Below are 23,511 nucleotides of genomic sequence, written 5' to 3'. Positions count from 1 at the left end.
GCAGCGATGTTCCGCCGTACGTTCTGGTTCACCGCGGGCGCAGCCGCCGGCGTATGGGCCACCACCAAGGTCAACCGCAAGCTCAAGCAGCTGACCCCCGAGAGCCTCGCCGCGCAGGCGGCGAACAAGGCGATCGAGACGGGGCACCGCCTGAAGGACTTCGCACTCGACATCCGTGACGGCATGGTCGAGCGCGAGGCCGAACTGGGCGAGGCGCTGGGCCTGCGGAACGATCCCGACGCCGAACTGGCCCCGCCGCGCCGCTTCGCGGTCATCGAGAGCCACAGCAGCTACAAGAACGACATGAAGACGCAGTACAACCGGAATGAGGACCACTGATGGAGTCGGCTGAAATCCGCCGCCGCTGGCTGAGCTTCTTCGAGGAGCGCGGGCACACCGTCGTCCCTTCGGCGTCGCTCATCGCGGACGACCCGACTCTGCTGCTCGTCCCCGCCGGCATGGTGCCGTTCAAGCCCTACTTCCTGGGTGAGGTCAAGCCGCCCGCTCCGCGCGTCACCAGCGTGCAGAAGTGCGTGCGCACGCCCGACATCGAAGAGGTCGGCAAGACCACGCGCCACGGCACCTTCTTCCAGATGTGCGGCAACTTCTCCTTCGGCGACTACTTCAAGGAAGGCGCCATCACGCTTTCCTGGGAGCTGCTGACCAGCCCGGTCGACAAGGGCGGCTTCGGCCTCGACCCCGAGCGCCTGTGGATCACGGTCTACCTCGACGACGACGAGGCCGAGCAGATCTGGCGCGAGAAGGTCGGCGTCCCGGCCGAGCGCATCCAGCGCCTGGGCAAGAAGGACAACTTCTGGTCCATGGGCGTCCCCGGACCCTGCGGCCCGTGCTCCGAGATCAACTACGACCGCGGCCCCGAGTTCGGCGAAGAGGGCGGCCCCGCCGTCAACGACGAGCGCTACGTGGAGATCTGGAACCTGGTCTTCATGCAGTTCGAGCGCGGTGCGGGCGACGGCAAGGAGGACTTCCCGATCCTCGGCGAGCTGCCGTCGAAGAACATCGACACCGGCCTCGGCCTCGAGCGCCTCGCGATGATCCTCCAGGGCGTACAGAACATGTACGAGACGGACACCCTCCGCGTCGTCATGGACAAGGCCACCGAGCTGACCGGCGTGCGCTACGGCGCTGAGCGCGGCTCGGACGTCTCCCTGCGCGTCGTCGCCGACCACATCCGTACGTCGACGATGCTCATCGGCGACGGCGTCACCCCCGGCAACGAGGGCCGCGGGTACGTGCTGCGCCGCATCATGCGCCGCGCCATCCGCAACATGCGCCTGATGGGCGCCACCGGTCAGGTCGTCAAGGACCTCGTCGACGTCGTCATCGACACGATGGGGCAGCAGTACCCGGAGCTCATCACCGACCGCAAGCGCATCGAGACCGTCGCCCTCGCCGAAGAGGCCGCTTTCCTCAAGGCCCTCAAGGGCGGCACGAACATCCTCGACACCGCCGTCACCGAGACCAAGGCCGCGGACGGCCAGGTCCTCTCCGGCGACAAGGCGTTCCTGCTGCACGACACGTGGGGCTTCCCCATCGACCTCACCCTCGAAATGGCCGCCGAGCAGGGCCTCTCCGTGGATGAGGACGGCTTCCGCCGCCTGATGAAGGAGCAGCGGGACCGCGCCAAGGCCGATGCCAGGGCCAAGAAGACCGGCCACGCCGACCTGCACGCCTACCGCGAGATCGCCGACGCCTCCGGCGCCACCGACTTCACCGGCTACTCCCTCACGGAGAACGAGGCCCGGATCGTCGGCCTGCTGGTCAACGGCGTCTCGTCGCCCGCCGCCACCGAGGGCGACGAGGTCGAGATCGTCCTCGACCGCACCCCGTTCTACGCCGAGGGCGGCGGTCAGATCGGCGACACCGGCCGCATCCGCGTGGACAGCGGCGCCGTCGTCGAGATCCGCGACGTGCAGAAGCCGGTGCCCGGCGTGCACGTCCACAAGGGTGTCGTCCAGGTCGGCGAGATCACCGTCGGCGCCCCGGTCTGGGCCTCGATCGACTCGCACCGCCGCCGGGCCATCGCCCGCGCCCACTCCGCCACGCACCTCACGCACCAGGCGCTGCGCGACGCGCTCGGCCCGACGGCCGCCCAGGCCGGTTCCGAGAACCAGCCCGGCCGCTTCCGCTTCGACTTCGGTTCGCCGTCCGCCGTGCCCACGGCCGTGATGACGGACGTGGAGCAGAAGATCAACTCGGTGCTCTCCAGGGAACTGGACGTGCAGGCCGAGGTCATGTCGATCGACGACGCCAAGAAGCAGGGCGCCATCGCCGAGTTCGGTGAGAAGTACGGCGAGCGCGTGCGCGTCGTCACCATCGGCGACTTCTCCAAGGAGCTCTGCGGCGGCACGCACGTGCACAACACTGCCCAGCTGGGACTGGTGAAGCTGCTCGGCGAGTCCTCCATCGGCTCCGGTGTGCGCCGCATCGAGGCGCTGGTCGGCGTGGACGCGTACAACTTCCTCGCCAAGGAGCACACGGTCGTCGCCCAGCTCCAGGAGCTGGTCAAGGGCCGTCCCGAGGAGCTCCCCGAGAAGATCTCCGGCATGCTCGCCAAGCTGAAGGACGCCGAGAAGGAGATCGAGAAGTTCCGCGCGGAGAAGGTCCTCCAGGCCGCCGCCGGTCTCGTCGAGTCCGCCAAGGACGTACGGGGTGTCGCCCTCGTCACCGGTCAGGTGCCGGACGGCACGGGCGCCGACGACCTGCGCAGGCTGGTCCTCGACGTGCGCGGCCGCATCCAGGGTGACCGCGCGGCCGTCGTGGCCCTGTTCACCACGGCCAACGGCCGCCCGCTGACGGTCATCGCCACCAACGAGGCGGCCCGTGAGCGCGGCCTCAAGGCCGGCGATTTGGTCCGCACGGCCGCCAAGACCCTCGGCGGCGGTGGCGGCGGCAAGCCGGACGTCGCCCAGGGCGGCGGCCAGAACGCGGCCGCGGTGCCCGAGGCCATCGCCGCCGTCGAGCGCCTCGTCACCGAGACGGCCTGATGACCGAGCCTGCACAGGGCATGCGCCGGGGCCGACGGCTCGCCGTCGACGTCGGCGACGCCCGGATCGGGGTCGCCTCGTGCGACCCCGACGGGATCCTGGCCACGCCGGTGGAGACGGTGCCGGGACGCGACGTCCCGGCGGCGCGGCGCCGGCTGAAGCAGCTCGCCGACGAGTACGAGCCGATCGAGATCGTCGTCGGCCTCCCTCGCTCCCTCAACGGGGGCGAGGGTCCGGCGGCCGCCAAGGTCCGCGCGTTCACCCAGGAGCTCGCCCGCATGGTCGCCCCCGTTTCGGTGAGGCTCGTGGACGAGAGGATGACCACAGTGACGGCCAGTCAGGGCCTGCGCGCCTCCGGCGTGAAGTCCAAAAAGGGCAGGTCCGTCATCGATCAGGCCGCGGCCGTGATCATCCTTCAGCAGGCGCTGGAGTCCGAACGGGCGTCAGGTAAAGCTCCCGGCGAGGGCGTCGAAGTGGTCATCTGATCGCGATACGGTAACGTTCCGCGCGATGCGGCGGTGTTCGAACAGCTGCCGCACAGCATCAAGAGGCGGAACGGTTGCCCGGCCATCCCGACGGCGGCCCCGCCTCGCGGCATGTAGGGGATCGATGACTGAGTATGGCCGGGGCCCAGGCTCCGAACCGTGGCATCCGGAGGACCCGTTGTACGGGGACAGCGGATGGGGAGGACAGCAGCCCGCGGGCGGCACGTCCACCTACGGCGGCCAGGGGCAGTACCACCCGCAGCAGCCGCACCAGCATCAGCAGCCGAACCAGGAGTCGCACCAGTCCCAGCAGTACGGCGGGGAGTGGAGCACCGGGCAGCAGCAGGCCTATGGCCAGCAGCAGTACGACGCTCAGCAGCAGTACGACGGCGGGGCCGCGTACGGCTACAACGGAAACCCTGATCAGGGGTACAACGGCGGTCCCGGCCAGGGCCACTCGAACGGCGGCTGGGACACCAACGGGCAGGGCCAGGTCCCGTACGGCGGCGACCCCATGGATCCGTACGGCGGCCAGCAGCCCGGGTACGGCTCGGAGAGCCACGACTACTACTCCACGCCCGACGCCTACGCTCCGCCGGAGCCGCCCGGCCAACGCCGTCCCGCGCCCGCCGAGGCCGAGCCGGAGTCGCAGGCCGACTGGGACCCGGGGCCCGACCAGGGGGAGCACGCGTTCTTCGCCGGTGGCGGGGACGACGACGCCGACGACGACGCGCCCGGCCGCCGGGGCGACCGGCGCGGGCGTGGCGGAAAGAAGCCCAAGAAGCGCCGCAGCGGATGCGCCTGTCTGGTCGTCACCCTCGTCTTCGCGGGTGGCCTCGGCGGCGTCGGCTACTTCGGCTACCAGTTCTACCAGGACCGTTTCGGTACGGCGCCGGACTTCGCGGGCGAGGGCTCGGGGACGGCCGTCGTCGAGATCCCCAAGGACTCCGGTGGCTACGCGATCGGCCAGAAGCTCAAGGCGGCGGGCGTCGTCAAGAGCGTCGACGCGTTCGTCTCCGCCCAGAAGAAGCACCCGGACGGGCAGTCCATCCAGTCGGGCGTCTACACGCTCAAGAAGCAGATGTCCGCCAAGAGCGCCGTCGCGCTGATGCTCAGCCCGAAGAGCCGCAGAAACCTCATCATTCCCGAGGGCAAGCGGAACGTCTGGGTCTACACGCAGATCGACGATCGCCTCGACGTCCCCAAGGGCACCACGGAGAACGTCGCCAAGAAGGATTGGCGCAGTCTCGGACTTCCCGACTGGGCGAATACGAACAAGGACATCAAGGACCCGCTGGAAGGATTCCTCTATCCCTCCAGCTATCCGGTGGCCAAGGGACAGAAGCCCGCGGACGTCCTCAAGAACATGGTCGCCCATGCGACGGAGAAGTACGACGAGCTCGACCTGAAGTCGAAGGCCGCGGAACTGAACCTGAAGGATCCGCTCCAGGTTCTCACCGTGGCGAGCCTGGTCCAGGCCGAAGGCAAGTACAAGCACGACTTCGAGAAGGTCGCCACGGTCGTCTACAACCGTCTCAAGCCCAACAACACCGAAACGTACGGCCTGTTGGACTTCGACTCGACGGTCAACTACCTGCGCGGCAAGTCCGAGTTGGCGACGGGCTCGGTCGACGAGCTCCGCAAGCTCAACGACCCGTACAACACTTACAAGATCAAGGGCCTCCCGCCCGGACCGATCGGAAACCCGGGCGAGGTGGCGCTGAATTCGGCACTGCACCCCGCCAAGGGCAACTGGTACTACTTCGTCTCCGTCAGCGACGACAAGACGCTCTTCGCCGAGACGAACGAGGAACAGAACCAGAACCGCAAGAAATACCTGGAGGGGCAGTGAGCGCGGAAAAGCGACGGGCCGCAGTTCTCGGTTCCCCGATCGCCCATTCACTCTCCCCGGTGCTGCACCGCGCCGCGTACGACGAAATGGGTCTGACCGACTGGACGTACGACCGTTTCGAGATCGATGAGGCGGCGCTGCCGGAATTCATCGAGAAGGCAGGGCCCGAATGGGCCGGGCTCTCCCTCACCATGCCGCTGAAGCGGGCGATCATTCCGCTGCTCGACCAGGTCAGCGAGACCGCGGCGTCCGTCGAGGCAGTGAACACGGTGGTGTTCGGCGCGGACGGACGGCGAGTCGGCGACAACACCGACATCCCCGGCATGGTCGCCGCGCTCCACGAGCGGGGCATCGAGCAGGTCGAGTCGGCCGCGATCCTGGGCGCGGGCGCCACCGCGTCGTCCGCACTGGCCGCGCTGGCGCGGATCTGCACGGGTGAGGTCGTCGCGTACGTGCGCAGCGACGCCCGCGCCGCCGAGATGCGCGAGTGGGGCTACCGCCTCGACGTGCCGGTGAGGACGGAGTCCTGGGAGGACGCGGCGGAGGCGCTGCACGCGCCCCTGGTGATCGCCACGACGCCCGCGGGCACCACGGACGCGCTGTCGGCCACCGTGCCCGAGCGGCCCGCGACCCTCTTCGACGTGCTGTACAACCCGTGGCCCACCGAGCTCGCCGCCCGCTGGTCGGCGTACGGAGGGGCCGTCGTCAGCGGCCTCGACCTCCTCGTGCACCAGGCTGTGCTCCAGGTCGAGCAGATGACGGGACAGGCCCCCGCGCCCCTCGCCGCCATGCGCAAGGCGGGGGAGCACGCGCTGGCCGCACGGTAAATCCCTGGTCGCGCCGTGGTCGAGGCGCGACCGAGGGACGTCCGTCAGATGGACCGGACGCCGGGTCTCCCCTCAGGTCGTGGGAGGATCGGGGGTGGCGGGCCAGGGCCGCGCACCCGGCCGCGCCGTCGAAGACAGCAGTTCGAGGCGCGAGCATGAGGAGCACCGTTGAGCAGGTTGCGTTGGCTGACCGCGGGGGAGTCGCACGGACCCGCGCTTGTCGCGACGTTGGAGGGTCTTCCCGCCGGCGTTCCGGTGACGACGGAGATGGTGGCGGATCATCTGGCGCGGCGGCGGCTGGGGTATGGCCGGGGTGCGCGGATGAAGTTCGAGCGTGATGAGGTCACGTTTTTGGGCGGGGTCCGGCACGGTTTGAGTATGGGTTCGCCGATCGCGGTGATGGTGGGCAATACGGAGTGGCCCAAGTGGGAGCAGGTGATGTCGGCCGATCCGGTGGATCCGGAGGTGCTGGCGGATCTGGCGCGTAATGCTCCGCTGACCCGGCCGCGTCCGGGCCACGCCGATTTGGCGGGGATGCAGAAGTACGGGTTCGACGAGGCGCGTCCGGTCCTGGAGCGGGCGTCGGCGCGGGAGACCGCGGCGCGGGTGGCGCTGGGTGCGGTGGCGCGGTCGTTCCTGAAGGAGACGGCCGGGATCGAGGTCGTCTCGCATGTGACGGAGCTGGCGGCGGCCAAGGCGCCGTACGGGGTGTACCCGACTCCGGCGGATGTGGAGAAGCTGGACGCGGACCCGGTGCGCTGTCTGGACGCGGACGCGTCGAAGGCGATGGTCGCGGAGATCGACCAGGCTCACAAGGACGGTGACACCCTGGGTGGTGTCGTCGAGGTCCTGGCGTATGGGGTGCCGGTGGGGCTGGGTTCGCATGTGCACTGGGACCGGCGTCTGGACGCGCGTCTGGCGGCCGCGCTCATGGGTATCCAGGCGATCAAGGGTGTCGAGGTGGGTGACGGCTTTGATCTGGCCCGGGTGCCGGGTTCGAAGGCGCACGATGAGATCGTCACCACTGAGGATGGTATCCGTCGCACTTCGGGCCGCTCCGGTGGTACGGAGGGTGGGCTGACCACGGGTGAGCTGTTGCGGGTGCGGGCGGCGATGAAGCCGATCGCGACGGTGCCGCGGGCGTTGGCGACGATCGATGTGGTGACGGGTGAGGCGGCCAAGGCGCATCACCAGCGTTCGGATGTGTGTGCTGTTCCGGCGGCGGGCATCGTCGCGGAGGCGATGGTGGCGCTGGTCCTTGCGGACGCGGTCGCGGAGAAGTTCGGCGGGGACAGCGTTCCCGAGACGCGCCGCAACGTGCAGTCCTACCTCGACAACCTGCAGATCCGGTGACCGGTCCCAAGGTGGTCCTGGTCGGACCGATGGGCGTCGGAAAGACGACGGTCGGCGAACTGCTGGCCGGACGTCTCGGCGTCGCGTTCCGTGACACCGACGCCGACATCGTGAAGGCGCAGGGCCGGGAGATCTCCGACATCTTCGTGGACGAGGGCGAAGAGTACTTCCGGGCCCTGGAGAAGGCCTCGGTCGCCACGGCCCTCGGGGAGCACGACGGCATCCTCGCCCTCGGCGGCGGCGCCGTCCTCGCCGAGTCGACCCGCGCGCTCCTCGCCGAGCACCCCGTCGTCTGCCTCTCGATGGACGTGGAGGAAGCGGTCCAGCGCACCGGCCTCAACCAGGCGCGCCCCCTGCTCGCGGTCAACCCGCGCAAGCAGTGGCGCGAGCTGATGGAGTCGCGCAGACCGCTGTACGCCGAAGTCGCCCGCGTGGTCGTCCCCACCGACGGCCGCACCCCCGATGAGGTCGCCCAGGCGGTCCTCGACGCACTGGAGTTGAAGGAAGCATGACGACGGAGCAGACCCCCACCCGTATCCACGTCGGTGGCGCCGCCGGCACGGATCCGTACGAGGTCCTGGTCGGTCGGCAGCTCCTCGGCGAGCTGCCCGGCCTCATCGGCGACCAGGCCAAGCGGGTCGCCGTGATCCACCCCGAGGCGCTCGCCGAGACCGGCGAGGCGCTCCGCCAGGACCTCGCCGACCAGGGCTACGAAGCGGTGGCCATCCAGGTGCCGAACGCCGAGGAGGCCAAGACGGCGGAGGTCGCCGCGTACTGCTGGAAGGCCCTCGGCCAGTCCGGCTTCACGCGCAGCGACGTCATCGTCGGCGTCGGCGGCGGCGCCTCGACGGACCTCGCCGGGTTCGTGGCCGCGACGTGGCTTCGCGGGGTGCGGTGGATCGCCGTGCCGACCACGGTGCTGGGCATGGTGGACGCGGCGGTCGGCGGCAAGACCGGCATCAACACCGCCGAGGGCAAGAACCTGGTGGGCGCCTTCCACCCGCCGGCGGGCGTCCTGTGCGACCTGGCGGCCCTCGACTCCCTGCCGGTGAACGACTACGTCTCCGGGCTCGCGGAGATCATCAAGGCCGGTTTCATCGCCGACCCGGCGATCCTGGAGCTCATCGAGGCGGACCCGCAGGCCGCCCGCACCCCTGCGGGGCCGAACACCGCCGAGCTCATCGAGCGGTCCATCAGGGTCAAGGCCGAGGTCGTCTCGGGCGACCTGAAGGAGGCGGGCCTGCGCGAGATCCTCAACTACGGGCACACGCTCGCGCACGCCATCGAGAAGAACGAGCGCTACAAGTGGCGGCACGGCGCCGCGGTCTCCGTCGGCATGCTCTTCGCGGCCGAACTCGGCCGTCTGGCGGGCCGGTTGGACGACGTGACGGCCGACCGTCACCGTACGGTGCTCGAATCGGTCGGTCTGCCGCTGACCTACCGTTACGACCAGTGGCCCAAGCTCCTCGAGACCATGAAGGTCGACAAGAAGTCCCGCGGTGACCTGCTGCGCTTCATCGTCCTCGACGGCCTCGGCAAGCCGACCGTCCTGGAGGGTCCCGACCCGGCGGTGCTCCTGGCCGCATACGGAGAAGTGGGCCAGTAGCAGCCCTCGCTCCCCTCACCGTGGCTTTCTGATTCGGCCACGGGCACGTCTCGGCCTCCCCGGCCGTTCACACAACAGCGGCCGGGGACGGTACCGTTCGGTAACGGGCGGCCTGGTCGCTGCCCTACCAGCGACAGTCGCACGAGACGGAGTGGCACCGGATGCAGCACGCAGTGGGATCTCCGCTGCCGCCGCCCCATCAGCCGGGGCACGGACCGGCCACCGGCTGGTCGCAGGCCGCACACCACCCGACCGCTCCGCCTCCCGGAGCGGCGCCGCACGCGCCTCCCACGCCGGGGTTCGCGGGCGGCCACGCCCCGCACGCCGCGCAGGGGCAGCCCCCGATGCCGCAGGCTCCCCTCCACGGACCGGCCCCGGTGCCTCCCGTACCCGACGCCCCGGCCCCCGTCGGCACGACGAGCCACATCCAACTCCCGCCGGGCGGCCCCGTGGCCATGCCGAGCCCCCCGCAGGGAGCGGCTCCACCGGACACCGGCGCCACGACACTCGCGGTCCTCCTCATCGGCCCCGCGGGCGCGGGCAAGACGAGCGTGGCGAAGTACTGGGCGGAGCACCGCCGCGTGCCCACGGCCCACATCAGCCTCGACGACGTACGCGAATGGGTCCGCTCGGGGTTCGCCGACCCCCAGTCGGGCTGGAACGACCACTCCGAGGCGCAGTACCGCCTGGCCCGCCGCACCTGCGGCTTCGCCGCGCGGAACTTCCTGGCCAACGGCATCTCGTGCATCCTCGACGACGCGGTCTTCCCGGACCGCCCGGTCGTCGGCCTCGGCGGCTGGAAACGGCACGTGGGCCCGGGCCTGCTCCCCGTGGTCCTCCTCCCCGGCCTGGAAATCGTCCTGGAACGCAACGCGGAACGCACCGGCAACCGCCGCCTCACGGACGAGGAAGTGGCCCGCATCCACGGCCGCATGGCGGGTTGGTACGGCTCGGGCCTCCCCATCATCGACAACTCCCAGCTGGACGTCCCCGCCACGGCCCGAGTCCTGGACGAGGTCCTGACCCGAGCAATCGCCAGCCCGCCGCAGTGGTAGCGAGGGCGGTCCCACCTCGGCAGGCATAGGGATGACGCCCGGTCGGACGCGTCTGGCGGGCCGGGGGGTGGTCGGGCTTTTAGGCTCGCCCCATGTCAGAGGTGTACGCGGTCCGCAGGGAGCGGGTTCGGGAGCGGTGTGCTGCTGGGGGTGGTGGCGCGGCGCTCGTGTCCCGGCCCGCCAATGTGCGCTATCTCGCGGGTGCGGCGCCCGACGGCGCCGTGCTTCTTGTCGGGAAGGACGGGGACACGGACGTTCTGGTGTGTGGGCGTCCGCCCGGCGGTGAGCATGGGGAGGGGCGGGCCGACGGAGGGCTTCGGGTGCAGTTGCTGCCCGAGCCGAGTGCCGATCCCGCCGTCGCCGGTGCCAACCTCGCCACCGCTCAGGGCGCCGACTCGCTCGCCGTTGAGGAGCATCACCTGACCGTCGCCCGGCACCGGGCCGTCGGGTCGGTCGCGCCACGGCTGCGGCTCATGGACCTCGGGACCGCCGTCGAGCAGTTGCGGCTCGTCAAGGACGAGGACGAGCTGTCCTGTCTGCGGGTCGCCGCCGAGATCGCCGACCAGGCGCTGGGGGAACTGCTCGAGTCCATCCTCGTGGGGCGTACGGAACGGCATCTGGCGCTTGAGCTGGAGCGGCGCCTCGTCGACCACGGTGCGGACGGGCCGGCCTTCGCGACCTCGGTCGGGACGGGACCGAACTCCGGCAGGGGCGCCCATCGGCCCACGGACCGGCGTGTGGAGGAGGGCGATTTCCTCTCCGTGTGCCTGGGGGCGAGCTATCGCGGCTATCAGTGCGAGATCGGGCGCACGTTCGTCATCGGCACGTCACCCGCAGACTGGCAGATCGAGTTGTACGACGTCGTCTTCGCCGCCCAGCGGGCCGGCCGCGAGGCCCTCGCACCCGGCGCCGCCTGCCGCGACGTCGACCGCGCCGCACGCCACGTACTGGACTCCGCGGGCTATGCGGAAGGTCTCGCTCCGATCACCGGACACGGCGTAGGGCTCGAAATCGACGAGGACCCTCAATTGGCGCCCGCGGCCATGGGTAAACTGGACGCCTGCGTGCCGGTCACCGTCGAACCGGGGGTTCACCTCCCTGGCCGGGGTGGTGTCCGGATCGATGACACGCTCGTCGTGCGCCCCGAGGCGGACGGCGGACCCGAGCTACTCACCATCACGACCAAGGAACTGCTCGCGCTCTGAAGGCGCGTGCGCGCCTTGGGTCGTCCACCAGTCAGTCAGTGCAGGAGATTCCGCAACCGTGGCTTCCACGAACGACCTCAAGAACGGCCTGGTGCTCAAGCTCGAAGGCGGCCAGCTCTGGTCCGTCGTCGAGTTCCAGCACGTCAAGCCCGGCAAGGGCCCGGCCTTCGTGCGCACCAAGCTCAAGAACGTGCTCTCCGGCAAGGTCGTCGACAAGACGTTCAACGCCGGCGTCAAGGTCGACACGGCCACGATTGACAAGCGCGACATGCAGTTCTCCTACATGGACGGCGACTACTTCGTCTTCATGGACATGGAGACCTACGACCAGCTGCACGTCGACCGCAAGGCCGTCGGCGACGCCGCCAACTTCCTGATCGAGGGCTTCACCGCCTCCGTCGCGCAGCACGAGGGCTCGGTTCTCTACGTCGAGCTCCCCGCCGCCGTCGAGCTCGTCATCCAGGAGACCGAGCCGGGCGTCCAGGGCGACCGCTCCACCGGCGGCACCAAGCCCGCCACGCTGGAGACCGGCCACCAGATCCAGGTCCCGCTCTTCATCACCACGGGCGAGAAGATCAAGGTCGACACCCGTGACAGCGGCTACCTCGGCCGGGTGAACAGCTAACCGTGGCTGCTCGTAACACGGCCCGCAAGCGCGCCTTCCAGATCCTCTTCGAGGCAGACCAGCGCGGTACCGACGTCCTGACGGTCCTCGCGGACTGGGTGCGCCACTCGCGGTCCGACACCCGGCAGCCGCCGGTGAGCGAGTACACGATGGAGCTCGTCGAGGGGTACGCGGATCATGAGCGCCGCATCGACGAACTCCTCTCGCAGTACGCCGTCGGATGGACCCTGGACCGCATGCCGGTCGTCGACCGCAACATCCTGCGGCTCGGGGCCTACGAACTCATCTGGATGGACGCCACGCCCGACGCGGTGGTGCTCGACGAGGCGGTCCAGCTCGCCAAGGAGTTCTCCACGGACGAGTCGCCGTCCTTCGTCAACGGTCTGCTCGGACGCTTGAAGGACCTCAAGCCGTCCCTGCGCCGCGACGAGGAGTAGAGCAGCCGAGGCGTAAAGCCTCGGCATCGTCATACGGAGGGCCCGCAGCAATACGCTGCGGGCCCTCCGACTTTTCTCCCGGTGTGGCGTAACCGGCCGCGGGGAAGACACAGAAAGCTGCGGGGAAGACACAGAAAACCGCCGGGGTGCGGCGGCCTTTCGGCCACCGCACCCCGGCGGTACGTTTCTGCTGAAGTCTCCCGGAGCCGGATCAGACCTCTTCGTGGGCGACCGCGCGGCGCGCGTCCGCGTCCAGGACGCCCCAGCTGATGAGCTGCTCGGTCAGGACCGAGGGCGACTGGTCATAGATCACGGCGAGGGTGCGCAGGTCGTCCTGGCGGATCGACAGCACCTTCCCGTTGTAGTCACCGCGCTGCGACTGGATCGTGGCGGCATACCGCTGCAGCGGGCCCGCCTTCTCCTGCGGGACGTGCGCAAGACGCTCCAGGTCGAGCACGAGCTTCGGCGGCGGCTCAGCGGCGCCACCGGGCGCCGTACCGGGCAGGAGCTCCTGGACCGGGACGCCGTAGAAGTCCGCCAGCTCGGCGAGGCGCTGCACGGTCACGGCACGGTCGCCGCGCTCGTACGACCCCACGACGACCGCCTTCCAGCGTCCCTGGGACTTCTCCTCGACTCCGTGGAGGGAAAGGCCCTGCTGGGTGCGGATCGCGCGGAGCTTGGCCCCGAGCTGCTTGGCGTATTCGCTGGACATATAGCTCCCCGGACGCTGCGACAATCAGGCGGCTCCGCCGCGTGGCTGGTAACTCACTGTGAGGTTACGCAGCGTTACTTGCCTGCGTCAAGCCGAAAGGTCCTTACCGCCCCTTCGGTGGAGGCTGATGACGTGCCCGGTCGTAAGTGCTGGTAGACTGGCTGGCGCAATTTCGACGTCCTTTAAAGTCCGTCCCGTGAGGCGGAGAAGGAGGTCCGTTTCATATGGACACGCAGGACACCAAAGACTCCGCAGACTCCGCTGTCGCGCGCCCCGTACTCGAGGGCCCGGACATCGCGCGGGTAATGACCCGCATCGCCCACGAGATCGTCGAGCGCGCCAAGGGCGCCGACGACGTGGTCCTCCTCGGCATCCCCACGCGTGGCGTCTTCCTCGCCCGCAGGCTCGCCGAGAAGCTCGAAGAGATCACCGGCCGCACGATCCCGGTCGGCTCCCTCGACATCACCATGTACCGCGACGATCTGCGCATGCACCCCCCGCGCGCGCTGGCCCGCACCGACATCCCCGGTGACGGCATCGACGGCCGCCTGGTCGTCCTCGTCGACGACGTGCTCTTCTCCGGCCGCACCATCCGCGCCGCCCTCGACGCGCTGAACGACATCGGCCGCCCCCGCGCGGTCCAGCTCGCCGTCCTCGTCGACCGCGGCCACCGCGAACTGCCCATCCGTGCCGACTACGTGGGCAAGAACCTCCCCACGTCGTTGCGGGAGACGGTCAAGGTGCAGCTCGCCGAGGAGGACGGCCGCGACGCCGTGCTGCTCGGCGCCAAGCCCGCCTCCGCGTAAGACCGGTTTCCTCCCTCACGGGCCCAGGGGCACACCCCTGCGCGCCCGCGCGCCCGCAGACCTCCACACACCGGAGTACACGCAGATGATGCGACACCTCATCTCGGCCGCCGACCTCTCACGCGACGACGCCGTCCTCATCCTCGACACGGCCGAGGAGATGGCGCGCGTCGCCGACCGGCCGATCAAGAAGCTGCCCGCCCTGCGCGGCCGCACCGTGGTCAACCTCTTCTTCGAGGACTCCACCCGGACCCGGATCTCCTTCGAGGCCGCCGAGAAGCGCCTCTCCGCCGACGTCATCAACTTCGCCGCCAAGGGCTCGAGCGTCTCCAAGGGCGAGTCCCTGAAGGACACCGCGCAGACCCTGGAGGCGATGGGCGTCGACGCCGTCGTCATCCGGCACGGCGCCTCCGGAGCGCCCTATCGCCTGGCGACCTCCGGCTGGATCGACGCCGCCGTCATCAACGCGGGCGACGGCACCCACCAGCACCCCACCCAGGCCCTCCTCGACGCCTTCACCATGCGCCGCCGCCTCGTCGGCCCCGACGCCGGCCTCGGCCAGGACCTGGCGGGCAGGCACATCACCCTGGTCGGCGACATCCTGCACAGCCGCGTCGCCCGCTCCAACGTCGACCTGCTGCACACCCTCGGCGCCGAGGTCACCCTCGTCGCCCCGCCCACCCTCGTGCCGGTCGGCGTCGAGCAGTGGCCCTGCGAGGTCAGCTACGACCTGGACCGGGTGCTGCCCAAGTCCGACGCCGTGATGATGCTGCGGGTGCAGCGCGAGCGCATGAACGCCGCGTTCTTCCCCACCGAGCGCGAGTACTCCCGCCGCTACGGCCTGGACGGCGAGCGCATGGCGAAGATGCCCGAGCACGCCATCGTCATGCACCCGGGCCCGATGGTCCGCGGCATGGAGATCACCGCCGAGGTCGCCGACTCCGACCGCTGCACGGTCGTCGAGCAGGTCGCCAACGGCGTCTCCATCCGCATGGCCGTCCTCTACCTGCTTCTGGGCGGCAACGAGCCCGCCGTCACACACACCCGCCCCACCGGTTCCGAGGAGAAGTAAGAACATGAGCAAGATCCTGATCCGCGGTGCGAAGGTACTGGGCGGCGAGGCGCAGGACGTCCTCATCGACGGCGAGACGATCGAGGCCGTGGGCACGGGACTCTCCGCCGACGGCGCCGAGATCGTCGAGGCGGACGGCAAGGTGCTCCTGCCGGGCCTCGTCGACCTCCACACCCACCTGCGAGAGCCGGGCCGCGAGGACTCCGAGACCGTCCTGACCGGCACGCGCGCCGCCGCCTCCGGTGGCTACACCGCCGTGTTCGCCATGGCCAACACCTTCCCCGTCGCCGACACCGCCGGCGTCGTCGAGCAGGTCTACCGGCTCGGCAAGGAATCCGGCTACTGCGACGTGCAGCCCATCGGCGCCGTCACCGTCGGCCTGGAGGGCAAGAAGCTCGCCGAGCTCGGCGCCATGCACGAGTCCGCCGCCGGGGTCACCGTCTTCTCCGACGACGGCAAGTGCGTCGACGACGCCGTGATCATGCGGCGCGCCCTGGAGTACGTGAAGGCATTCGGCGGCGTCGTCGCGCAGCACGCGCAGGAACCGCGGCTCACCGAGGGCGCCCAGATGAACGAGGGCGTCGTCTCCGCCGAGCTGGGCCTCGGCGGCTGGCCCGCCGTCGCCGAGGAGTCGATCATCGCGCGCGACGTGCTGCTCGCCGAGCACGTGGGCTCCAGGGTGCACATCTGCCACCTGTCGACCGCGGGATCGGTCGAGATCGTGCGCTGGGCCAAGTCCCGCGGCATCGACGTCACCACCGAGGTCACCCCCCACCACCTCCTCCTCACGGATGAGCTGGTGCGCTCCTACAACCCCGTCTACAAGGTCAACCCGCCGCTGCGCACCGAGCGCGACGTGATGGCGCTGCGCGAGGCTCTGGCCGACGGCACGATCGACATCGTCGCCACCGACCACGCCCCGCACCCGCACGAGGACAAGGACTGCGAGTGGGCCGCGGCGGCCATGGGCATGGTCGGCCTGGAGACGGCACTCTCCGTGGTCCAGCAGACGATGGTCGAGACCGGCCTGCTCACCTGGGAGGCCGTCGCCGAGCGGATGTCCTTCAAGCCCGCCGCGATCGGCGGGGCCGCCGGTCACGGACGCCCCGTCTCGGCAGGTGAGCCCGCCAACCTCGTCCTGGTCGACGCCGATTACCGTGGGGCAGTGGACCCCGCGGGCTTCGCCTCGCGCAGCCGCAACACGCCCTACGAAGGCCGTGAGCTGCCGGGCCGCGTCACGCACACGTGGCTCCGGGGTCGGGCCACGCTCGTCGACGGGAAGCTCACGTGACATCACTTCTGGAACTGGCCGCCGACAAAGAGTCGGCGGAGGTGACCGACTGGGCCGCGCGCCTCGGCTGGGTCGTCGGACTGCTGCTCTTCATCGCGCTCGTCTACTGGCTGATGCGCGAGGGCTGGAAGTGGCGCGGCACGCTCCAGGGCGACCTGCCCGAGCTGCCCGGCGCGCCGACCGAGCAGGGTCCGGTGAAACTTGAGCTGAGCGGCAGGTACCACGGCTCGACCACGGCAGGGCAGTGGCTCGACCGCATCGTGGCGCACGGCCTCGGCACCCGCAGCCGCGTCGAGCTGACGCTCACCGACGCGGGCCTGGACGTCGTACGCCCCGGCGCGACCGACTTCTTCATCCCGGTCGCACAGCTGCGCGAGGCCCGCCTCGACAAGGGCATCGCGGGCAAGGTCCTCACGGAGGGCGGTCTCCTGATCGTCACGTGGGAACACGGCGGGAAGCAGCTCGACTCCGGCTTCCGCTCGGACCACGCCGCCGAGCAGGCGGAGTGGGTCGAGACGCTCAACAACATGATCGACACGAACAGCACGACGGAAGGCACCGCACGATGACGACCTCCACCAGGGGAGCCAGCAAGGCTCCCGCCGTACTCGTCCTGGAGGACGGCCGCATCTTCCGCGGTCGTGCCTACGGGGCCGTGGGGGAGACCTTCGGCGAAGCGGTGTTCTCCACCGGCATGACCGGCTACCAGGAGACCCTGACCGACCCCTCGTACGACCGCCAGATCGTCGTCGCCACCGCCCCGCAGATCGGCAACACGGGCTGGAACGACGAGGACGACGAGTCGGGCCGCATCTGGGTCTCCGGCTACGTGGTCCGCGACCCGGCCCGCATCCCCTCGAACTGGCGCGCAAAGCGCTCCCTCGACGACGAGCTGGCCGCCCAGAACATCGTCGGCATCAGCGGCATCGACACCCGCGCCCTCACCCGCCACCTGCGCGAGGGCGGCTCCATGCGCTCCGGCATCTTCTCCGGCGAGACGCTGCCGACCGACGCCGAGCTCGTCGAGCGCGTCCAGGCACAGCCCCAGATGAAGGGCGCCAGCCTGTACGAGGAGGTCGCCACCAAGGAGGCCTACGTCGTCCCCGCGGTCGGCGAGAAGCGGTTCACCGTCGCCGCCATCGACCTCGGCATCAAGGGCATGACCCCGCACCGCATGGCGGAGCGCGGCATCGAGGTCCACGTGCTGCCCGCCACGGCCACCGAGGAGGACGTGTACGCCGTCGCCCCCGACGGAGTCTTCTTCTCCAACGGCCCCGGCGACCCGGCCACCGCCGAAGGCCCCGTCGCGCTCATGTCCGCCGTCCTCGAGCGGAAGACGCCGCTGTTCGGCATCTGCTTCGGCAACCAGATCCTCGGCCGCGCCCTCGGCTTCGGCACGTACAAGCTGAAGTACGGCCACCGCGGCATCAACCAGCCGGTGCAGGACCGCACGACCGGCAAGGTCGAGGTCACCGCGCACAACCACGGCTTCGCCGTCGACGCGCCCCTCGACAAGGTCAGCGACACGCCCCACGGCCGCGCCGAGGTCTCCCACGTCTGCCTGAACGACCAGGTCGTCGAGGGGCTCCAGCTCCTCGACCAGCCGGCGTTCAGCGTCCAGTACCACCCCGAGGCGGCCGCGGGCCCGCACGACGCCGCGTACCTCTTCGACCGCTTCGTATCTCTGATGGAGGGCCAGCGTGCCTAAGCGCTCCGATATCCAGTCCGTCCTGGTCATCGGCTCCGGCCCGATCGTCATCGGCCAGGCCGCCGAGTTCGACTACTCCGGCACCCAGGCGTGCCGCGTCCTCAAGTCCGAGGGCCTGCGCGTCATCCTCGTGAACTCCAACCCGGCGACGATCATGACCGACCCGGAGATCGCCGACGCCACGTACGTCGAGCCGATCACCCCCGAGTTCGTCGAGAAGATCATCGCCAAGGAGCGCCCCGACGCGCTCCTCCCCACGCTGGGCGGCCAGACGGCCCTCAACACGGCCATCTCCATGCACGAGCAGGGCGTCCTGGAGAAGTACGGCGTCGAACTCATCGGAGCCAACGTCGAGGCCATCAACAAGGGTGAGGACCGCGACCTCTTCAAGGGCGTCGTCGAAGAGGTCAAGAAGAAGATCGGGCACGGCGAGTCCGCCCGCTCGTACATCTGCCACTCCATGGACGACGTCCTCAAGGGCGTCGACGAGCTCGGCGGCTACCCCGTGGTCGTCCGCCCGTCCTTCACCATGGGCGGCGCGGGCTCCGGCTTCGCGCACGACGAGGAAGAGCTGCGCCGCATCGCAGGCCAGGGCCTCACGCTCTCGCCGACCACCGAGGTGCTCCTGGAGGAGTCCATCCTCGGCTGGAAGGAGTACGAGCTGGAGCTGATGCGCGACAGGAACGACAACGTCGTGGTCGTCTGCTCCATCGAGAACTTCGACCCGATGGGCGTCCACACGGGCGACTCGATCACCGTCGCGCCCGCGATGACGCTGACCGACCGCGAGTACCAGATCCTGCGCGACGTCGGCATCGCGATCATCCGCGAGGTCGGCGTCGACACCGGCGGCTGCAACATCCAGTTCGCGGTGAACCCCGAGGACGGCCGGGTCATCGTCATCGAGATGAACCCGCGCGTGTCCCGGTCCTCCGCGCTCGCCTCCAAGGCCACCGGCTTCCCGATCGCGAAGATCGCCGCCAAGCTGGCCGTCGGCTACACGCTGGACGAGATCCCGAACGACATCACCGAGAAGACCCCGGCCTCCTTCGAGCCGACCCTCGACTACGTGGTGGTCAAGGCCCCGCGCTTCGCCTTCGAGAAGTTCCCCTCGGCGGACTCGACCCTGACGACCACCATGAAGTCCGTCGGCGAGGCCATGGCCATCGGCCGCAACTTCACCGAGGCCCTCCAGAAGGCGCTGCGCTCCCTGGAGAAGAAGGGCTCGCAGTTCACCTTCGTCGGCGAGCCCGGCGACAAGGCCGAGCTGCTGCGCGAGGCGGTGCGCCCCACCGACGGCCGCATCAACTCCGTCATGCAGGCCATCCGCGCGGGCGCCACGCCCGAGGAGGTCTTCGACGCCACGAAGATCGACCCCTGGTTCGTCGACCAGCTCTTCCTGATCAAGGAACTCGCCGACGAGCTCGCCGCCACCGAGCGCCTGGACGCCGACGTGCTGGCCGAGGCCAAGCGGCACGGCTTCTCCGACACCCAGATCGCCGAGATCCGCGGCCTGCGGGAAGACGTGGTGCGCGAAGTGCGCCAGGCCCTCGGCGTGCGCCCGGTCTACAAGACGGTCGACACCTGCGCCGCCGAGTTCGCCGCGAAGACCCCGTACTTCTACTCCTCGTACGACGAGGAGAGCGAGGTCGCGCCGCGCGAGAAGCCCGCGGTGATCATCCTCGGCTCGGGCCCGAACCGCATCGGCCAGGGCATCGAGTTCGACTACTCCTGCGTCCACGCCTCCTTCGCGCTCAGCGACGCGGGCTACGAGACCGTGATGGTCAACTGCAACCCCGAGACCGTCTCGACGGACTACGACACGTCCGACCGCCTGTACTTCGAGCCGCTCACGCTCGAGGACGTCCTGGAGATCGTCCACGCCGAGGCGCAGGCGGGCCCCATCGCGGGCGTCATCGTCCAGCTCGGCGGCCAGACCCCGCTCGGCCTCGCACAGGCCCTCAAGGACAACGGCGTGCCGGTCGTCGGCACCCCGCCCGAGGCCATCCACGCCGCCGAGGACCGCGGCGCCTTCGGCCGCGTGCTCGCGGAGGCCGGCCTCCCAGCGCCCAAGCACGGCACCGCCACGACGTTCGCGGAAGCCAAGGCGATCGCCGACGAGATCGGCTACCCCGTCCTGGTGCGCCCCTCCTACGTGCTCGGCGGCCGCGGCATGGAGATCGTGTACGACGAGACCCGGCTCTCGGCGTACATCGAGGAGTCGACCGAGATCAGCCCCTCGCGGCCGGTCCTCGTCGACCGCTTCCTCGACGACGCCATCGAGATCGACGTGGACGCGCTCTACGACGGCGAGGAGCTCTACCTCGGCGGCGTCATGGAGCACATCGAGGAGGCCGGCATCCACTCCGGCGACTCGGCGTGCGCGCTGCCCCCGATCACGCTCGGCGGCTTCGACATCAAGCGCCTGCGGGCCTCCACGGAGGGCATCGCCAAGGGTGTCGGCGTACGCGGACTGATCAACATCCAGTTCGCCATGGCGGGCGACATCCTCTACGTCCTCGAGGCCAACCCGCGCGCCTCGCGCACCGTCCCCTTCACCTCGAAGGCGACCGCGGTGCCGCTGGCCAAGGCCGCCGCGCGCATCTCGCTCGGCGCGACCGTCGCCGAGCTGCGCGCCGAGGGCATGCTGCCCGCGGTGGGTGACGGCGGCACGCTCCCCATGGACGCGCCGATCTCAGTCAAGGAGGCCGTCATGCCGTGGTCGCGCTTCCGCGACATCCACGGCGCGGGCGTCGACACCGTCCTCGGCCCGGAGATGCGCTCCACGGGCGAGGTCATGGGCATCGACTCGGTGTTCGGCACCGCGTACGCCAAGTCGCAGGCGGGCGCGTACGGCCCGCTGCCGACCAAGGGCCGCGCCTTCATCTCCGTCGCCAACCGCGACAAGCGCTCGATGATCTTCCCGGCGCGTGAGCTGGTCGCGCACGGCTTCGAGCTGTTCGCCACGTCCGGCACGGCCGAGGTCCTCAAGCGCAACGGCATCAACGCCACGGTCGTGCGCAAGCAGTCCGAGGGCGAGGGCCCGAACGGGGAGAAGACCATCGTCCAGCTCATCCACGACGGCGGCGTCGACCTCATCGTCAACACCCCGTACGGCACCGGCGGCCGCCTCGACGGCTACGAGATCCGCACGGCCGCCGTGTCGCGCTCCGTGCCGTGCCTGACGACCGTCCAGGCGCTGGCCGCGGCCGTCCAGGGCATCGACGCGCTGAGCCACGGCGACGTGGGCGTCCGATCGCTCCAGGAACACGCGGAACACCTGACCGCGACCCGCGACTAGCAGCCCACAAGGGGGACACCGAAAACGGTGTCCCCCTTCTGGTGAGCACGCCTGAGCCCACCTGAGGACCTCTGAGGACCCCACCATGTACAAACTGTTCTTCAACCTCGTCTTCCAGCGCATGGACCCGGAGCAGGCCCACTACCTGGCCTTCCGCTGGATCCGCCGCGCCGCCCGCATCCCCGTGCTCCGCACCTTCGTCGCGGCCGTCCTCGCGCCCCGCCACAAGGAGCTGCGCACCGAAGCCCTCGGGCTCCGGATGCACGGGCCCTTCGGGCTCGCCGCGGGCTTCGACAAGAACGCCGTGGCGATCGACGGCATGTCGATGCTCGGCTTCGACCACATCGAGATCGGCACGGTCACCGGCGAGCCGCAGCCCGGCAACCCCAAGAAGCGCCTCTTCCGCCTCGTCCCGGACCGCGCGCTCATCAACCGCATGGGCTTCAACAACGAGGGCTCCGCGGCCGTCGCGGAGCGCCTGGCGTCCCGCAAGGCCGTCTTCAAGACCGTCGTCGGCGTGAACATCGGCAAGACCAAGGTCGTCCCCGAGGACGATGCGGCCGCCGACTACGTGAAGTCGACCGAGCGCCTCGCCCGCCACGCCGACTACCTCGTCGTCAACGTCTCGTCGCCCAACACCCCCGGCCTGCGCAACCTCCAGGCCACCGAGTCGCTGCGCCCCCTCCTGACCGCCGTGCGCGAGGCCGCCGACCGCAGCGTCGAGGGCCGCCGCGTCCCGCTGCTCGTCAAGATCGCGCCGGACCTGGCCGACGACGACATCGACGCGGTCGCCGACCTCGCCGTCGAGCTCGGCCTTGACGGCATCATCGCCACGAACACCACCATCGCCCGCGAGAGCCTGGGTCTGGCCTCCGCGCCCGACCTCTACGGAGAGACCGGCGGATTGTCCGGCGCGCCCCTCAAGGAGCGCTCCCTGGAGGTCCTGAGGCGCCTCTACGCGCGCGTGGGCGACCGGATCACGCTCGTGGGCGTCGGCGGCATCGAGAACGCCGAGGACGCCTGGCAGCGCATCCTCGCGGGCGCCACCCTCATCCAGGGCTACAGCGCCTTCATCTACGAAGGGCCCTTCTGGGGCCGCGCCATCCACAAGGGCCTCGCCGCGCGCCTGCGCACGAGCCCGTACGCCACCCTCGCCGACGCGGTCGGCGCCGATGTGAGGAAGCCCGAGGTCACCGCATGAGTCCCCTGGAGCCCTTCGGCACACGCCTGCGCCACGCCATGGACGAGCGCGGCCCCCTGTGCGTCGGCATCGACCCGCACGCCTCGCTCCTGACCGCGTGGGGCCTGAACGACGACATCGCGGGCCTGGAGCGGTTCACGCGGACCGTCGTGGAGGCACTCGCCGGGACCGTCGCGGTGTTCAAGCCGCAGAGCGCGTTCTTCGAGCGCTTCGGCTCGCGCGGCATCGCCGTCCTGGAGAAGGCGGTCGAGGAGCTGCGGGCGGCCGGCGCCCTGATCGTCATGGACGCCAAGCGCGGCGACATCGGCTCGACCATGGCCGCGTACGCCGAGACCTTCCTGCACAAGGACTCACCGCTGTTCAGCGACGCGCTCACCGTCTCGCCCTACCTCGGGTACGGCTCCCTGAAGCCGGCCGTCGACCTCGCGCGCGAGAACGGTGCCGGGCTCTTCGTGCTCGCCCTCACCTCCAACCCCGAGGGCGCCGAGGTGCAGCACGCGGTGCGCGAGGACGGCCGCACGGTCGGCGCCACGGTCCTCGGCCACCTCGCCGCCGAGAACGCGGGAGCGGAGCCCCTGGGGTCCTTCGGCGCGGTCGTCGGCGCCACGCTGGGGGACCTGTCCTCGTACGACCTGGCGATCAACGGCCCGCTGCTGGCTCCCGGCATCGGCGCCCAGGGCGCGACCCCGGCCGACCTTCCCTCGGTCTTCGGCGCCGCGGTGCGCAACGTCGTCCCGAACGTCAGCCGTGGAGTGCTGCGGCACGGACCCGACGTCACGGGCCTGCGGGACTCCGCGACGCGCTTCGCGGACGAGATCAGGGCGGCTGTCGACCCGCGCTGAGCGGGGTAACGGGGCCCGTCCTTATGTTTCTTTGACGTCTCCCCGGCCAAAACCGGGGAGAAATGCCCGATATGTACGGCTCGGTGCAGGCTGACCAGGACTTTTCGTCTGTTCTCGCTGACTCC

General features: G+C 70.1%; 21 protein-coding genes. 20 read left to right on the top strand and 1 reads right to left on the bottom strand.

Features of this window, described 5'->3' with window-relative positions:
• The first annotated feature begins 6 nt into the window (after positions 1-6).
• The 12 genes from NOO62_RS07410 (at position 7) to nusB (ending at position 12,453) form a co-directional block, all read left to right on the top strand.
• Complete coding sequence (locus NOO62_RS07410; protein WP_150165619.1) at positions 7-339, top strand: DUF6167 family protein; 333 nt, start codon at positions 7-9, stop codon at positions 337-339.
• Positions 339-3,008: an alanine--tRNA ligase gene (gene alaS, locus NOO62_RS07405; RefSeq protein ID WP_268770106.1), complete on the top strand. Its 2,670-nt coding sequence runs from the start codon at positions 339-341 to the stop codon at positions 3,006-3,008. The genes NOO62_RS07410 and alaS overlap by 1 nt, the downstream gene beginning before the upstream one ends.
• Positions 3,008-3,493 (top strand): Holliday junction resolvase RuvX, encoded by a 486-nt coding sequence (gene ruvX / locus NOO62_RS07400; RefSeq protein WP_268770105.1) that lies wholly within the window; start codon positions 3,008-3,010, stop codon positions 3,491-3,493. Before alaS ends, ruvX begins: the two co-directional genes overlap by 1 nt.
• A gap of 124 nt (positions 3,494-3,617) precedes the next feature.
• Complete coding sequence (gene mltG / locus NOO62_RS07395) at positions 3,618-5,345, top strand: endolytic transglycosylase MltG (protein ID WP_268770104.1); 1,728 nt, start codon at positions 3,618-3,620, stop codon at positions 5,343-5,345.
• Positions 5,342-6,172, top strand: coding sequence for a shikimate dehydrogenase (locus NOO62_RS07390; RefSeq protein WP_268770103.1), 831 nt, complete (start codon positions 5,342-5,344; stop codon positions 6,170-6,172). Before mltG ends, NOO62_RS07390 begins: the two co-directional genes overlap by 4 nt.
• A gap of 168 nt (positions 6,173-6,340) precedes the next feature.
• Positions 6,341-7,525, top strand: a complete 1,185-nt coding sequence (aroC, locus tag NOO62_RS07385; protein ID WP_268770102.1) for a chorismate synthase — start codon at positions 6,341-6,343, stop codon at positions 7,523-7,525.
• Positions 7,522-8,037, top strand: a complete 516-nt coding sequence (locus NOO62_RS07380) for a shikimate kinase (protein WP_268770101.1) — start codon at positions 7,522-7,524, stop codon at positions 8,035-8,037. Before aroC ends, NOO62_RS07380 begins: the two co-directional genes overlap by 4 nt.
• A complete protein-coding gene (gene aroB, locus NOO62_RS07375; protein ID WP_268770100.1) occupies positions 8,034-9,131 on the top strand; it encodes a 3-dehydroquinate synthase in 1,098 nt (365 codons plus the stop codon). Before NOO62_RS07380 ends, aroB begins: the two co-directional genes overlap by 4 nt.
• A gap of 161 nt (positions 9,132-9,292) precedes the next feature.
• Entirely contained in the window at positions 9,293-10,186 is an 894-nt protein-coding gene (locus tag NOO62_RS07370; protein ID WP_268770099.1) for a Pro-rich N-terminal domain-containing protein, read from the top strand.
• A 92-nt stretch (positions 10,187-10,278) separates the two neighbouring features.
• Entirely contained in the window at positions 10,279-11,391 is a 1,113-nt protein-coding gene (locus tag NOO62_RS07365) for an aminopeptidase P family protein (protein WP_268770098.1), read from the top strand.
• Positions 11,392-11,449: 58 nt separating this feature from the next.
• Positions 11,450-12,016 (top strand): elongation factor P, encoded by a 567-nt coding sequence (gene efp, locus NOO62_RS07360; RefSeq protein WP_268770097.1) that lies wholly within the window; start codon positions 11,450-11,452, stop codon positions 12,014-12,016.
• Positions 12,017-12,018: 2 nt separating this feature from the next.
• Positions 12,019-12,453, top strand: a complete 435-nt coding sequence (gene nusB / locus NOO62_RS07355; protein ID WP_268770096.1) for a transcription antitermination factor NusB — start codon at positions 12,019-12,021, stop codon at positions 12,451-12,453.
• 211 nt (positions 12,454-12,664) lie between these two features.
• Here the strand turns inward: nusB and bldD are convergent, their stop codons facing one another.
• On the bottom strand, positions 12,665-13,165 hold the full coding sequence (gene bldD / locus NOO62_RS07350) for a transcriptional regulator BldD (protein WP_030787240.1): 501 nt from the start codon (positions 13,163-13,165) through the stop codon (positions 12,665-12,667).
• A gap of 224 nt (positions 13,166-13,389) precedes the next feature.
• On the opposite strand from bldD, the gene pyrR reads away from it, so the two are divergent.
• The 8 genes from pyrR (at position 13,390) to pyrF (ending at position 23,386) form a co-directional block, all read left to right on the top strand.
• Positions 13,390-13,971 (top strand): bifunctional pyr operon transcriptional regulator/uracil phosphoribosyltransferase PyrR, encoded by a 582-nt coding sequence (gene pyrR, locus NOO62_RS07345; RefSeq protein ID WP_268770095.1) that lies wholly within the window; start codon positions 13,390-13,392, stop codon positions 13,969-13,971.
• Between the two features lie 85 nt (positions 13,972-14,056).
• Positions 14,057-15,043, top strand: coding sequence for an aspartate carbamoyltransferase catalytic subunit (locus tag NOO62_RS07340; RefSeq protein WP_268770094.1), 987 nt, complete (start codon positions 14,057-14,059; stop codon positions 15,041-15,043).
• Between the two features lie 4 nt (positions 15,044-15,047).
• Positions 15,048-16,334 (top strand): dihydroorotase, encoded by a 1,287-nt coding sequence (locus tag NOO62_RS07335; RefSeq protein ID WP_268770093.1) that lies wholly within the window; start codon positions 15,048-15,050, stop codon positions 16,332-16,334.
• Positions 16,331-16,903 (top strand): hypothetical protein, encoded by a 573-nt coding sequence (locus tag NOO62_RS07330; RefSeq protein WP_268770092.1) that lies wholly within the window; start codon positions 16,331-16,333, stop codon positions 16,901-16,903. The genes NOO62_RS07335 and NOO62_RS07330 overlap by 4 nt, the downstream gene beginning before the upstream one ends.
• Positions 16,900-18,042, top strand: coding sequence for a glutamine-hydrolyzing carbamoyl-phosphate synthase small subunit (carA, locus tag NOO62_RS07325; protein WP_268770091.1), 1,143 nt, complete (start codon positions 16,900-16,902; stop codon positions 18,040-18,042). Before NOO62_RS07330 ends, carA begins: the two co-directional genes overlap by 4 nt.
• A complete protein-coding gene (carB, locus tag NOO62_RS07320; protein ID WP_268770090.1) occupies positions 18,035-21,343 on the top strand; it encodes a carbamoyl-phosphate synthase large subunit in 3,309 nt (1,102 codons plus the stop codon). The genes carA and carB overlap by 8 nt, the downstream gene beginning before the upstream one ends.
• Before the next feature lie 85 nt (positions 21,344-21,428).
• Complete coding sequence (locus tag NOO62_RS07315) at positions 21,429-22,544, top strand: quinone-dependent dihydroorotate dehydrogenase (protein WP_268770089.1); 1,116 nt, start codon at positions 21,429-21,431, stop codon at positions 22,542-22,544.
• Positions 22,541-23,386, top strand: coding sequence for an orotidine-5'-phosphate decarboxylase (pyrF, locus tag NOO62_RS07310; RefSeq protein ID WP_268770088.1), 846 nt, complete (start codon positions 22,541-22,543; stop codon positions 23,384-23,386). Before NOO62_RS07315 ends, pyrF begins: the two co-directional genes overlap by 4 nt.
• The last annotated feature ends 125 nt before the right edge of the window (positions 23,387-23,511 follow it).

This window comes from Streptomyces sp. Je 1-369 (assembly GCF_026810505.1).
GTDB lineage: Bacteria > Actinomycetota > Actinomycetes > Streptomycetales > Streptomycetaceae > Streptomyces.
Note: the sequence above shows the minus strand (reverse complement) of the source record. Positions and strands in the feature narration are given on the sequence as shown.

What these genes read in the sequence shown, in the direction of transcription:
- NOO62_RS07410 (WP_150165619.1), top strand. Translation starts at nt 7, where the DNA reads ATGTTCCGCCGTACGTTCTGGTTCACCGCGGGCGCAGCCGCCGGCGTA.
- alaS (WP_268770106.1), top strand. Translation starts at nt 339, where the DNA reads ATGGAGTCGGCTGAAATCCGCCGCCGCTGGCTGAGCTTCTTCGAGGAG.
- ruvX (WP_268770105.1), top strand. Translation starts at nt 3,008, where the DNA reads ATGACCGAGCCTGCACAGGGCATGCGCCGGGGCCGACGGCTCGCCGTC.
- mltG (WP_268770104.1), top strand. Translation starts at nt 3,618, where the DNA reads ATGACTGAGTATGGCCGGGGCCCAGGCTCCGAACCGTGGCATCCGGAG.
- aroB (WP_268770100.1), top strand. Translation starts at nt 8,034, where the DNA reads ATGACGACGGAGCAGACCCCCACCCGTATCCACGTCGGTGGCGCCGCC.
- NOO62_RS07370 (WP_268770099.1), top strand. Translation starts at nt 9,293, where the DNA reads ATGCAGCACGCAGTGGGATCTCCGCTGCCGCCGCCCCATCAGCCGGGG.
- NOO62_RS07365 (WP_268770098.1), top strand. Translation starts at nt 10,279, where the DNA reads ATGTCAGAGGTGTACGCGGTCCGCAGGGAGCGGGTTCGGGAGCGGTGT.
- bldD (WP_030787240.1), bottom strand. Translation starts at nt 13,165, where the DNA reads ATGTCCAGCGAATACGCCAAGCAGCTCGGGGCCAAGCTCCGCGCGATC.
- pyrR (WP_268770095.1), top strand. Translation starts at nt 13,390, where the DNA reads ATGGACACGCAGGACACCAAAGACTCCGCAGACTCCGCTGTCGCGCGC.
- NOO62_RS07340 (WP_268770094.1), top strand. Translation starts at nt 14,057, where the DNA reads ATGATGCGACACCTCATCTCGGCCGCCGACCTCTCACGCGACGACGCC.
- NOO62_RS07335 (WP_268770093.1), top strand. Translation starts at nt 15,048, where the DNA reads ATGAGCAAGATCCTGATCCGCGGTGCGAAGGTACTGGGCGGCGAGGCG.
- carA (WP_268770091.1), top strand. Translation starts at nt 16,900, where the DNA reads ATGACGACCTCCACCAGGGGAGCCAGCAAGGCTCCCGCCGTACTCGTC.
- NOO62_RS07315 (WP_268770089.1), top strand. Translation starts at nt 21,429, where the DNA reads ATGTACAAACTGTTCTTCAACCTCGTCTTCCAGCGCATGGACCCGGAG.
- pyrF (WP_268770088.1), top strand. Translation starts at nt 22,541, where the DNA reads ATGAGTCCCCTGGAGCCCTTCGGCACACGCCTGCGCCACGCCATGGAC.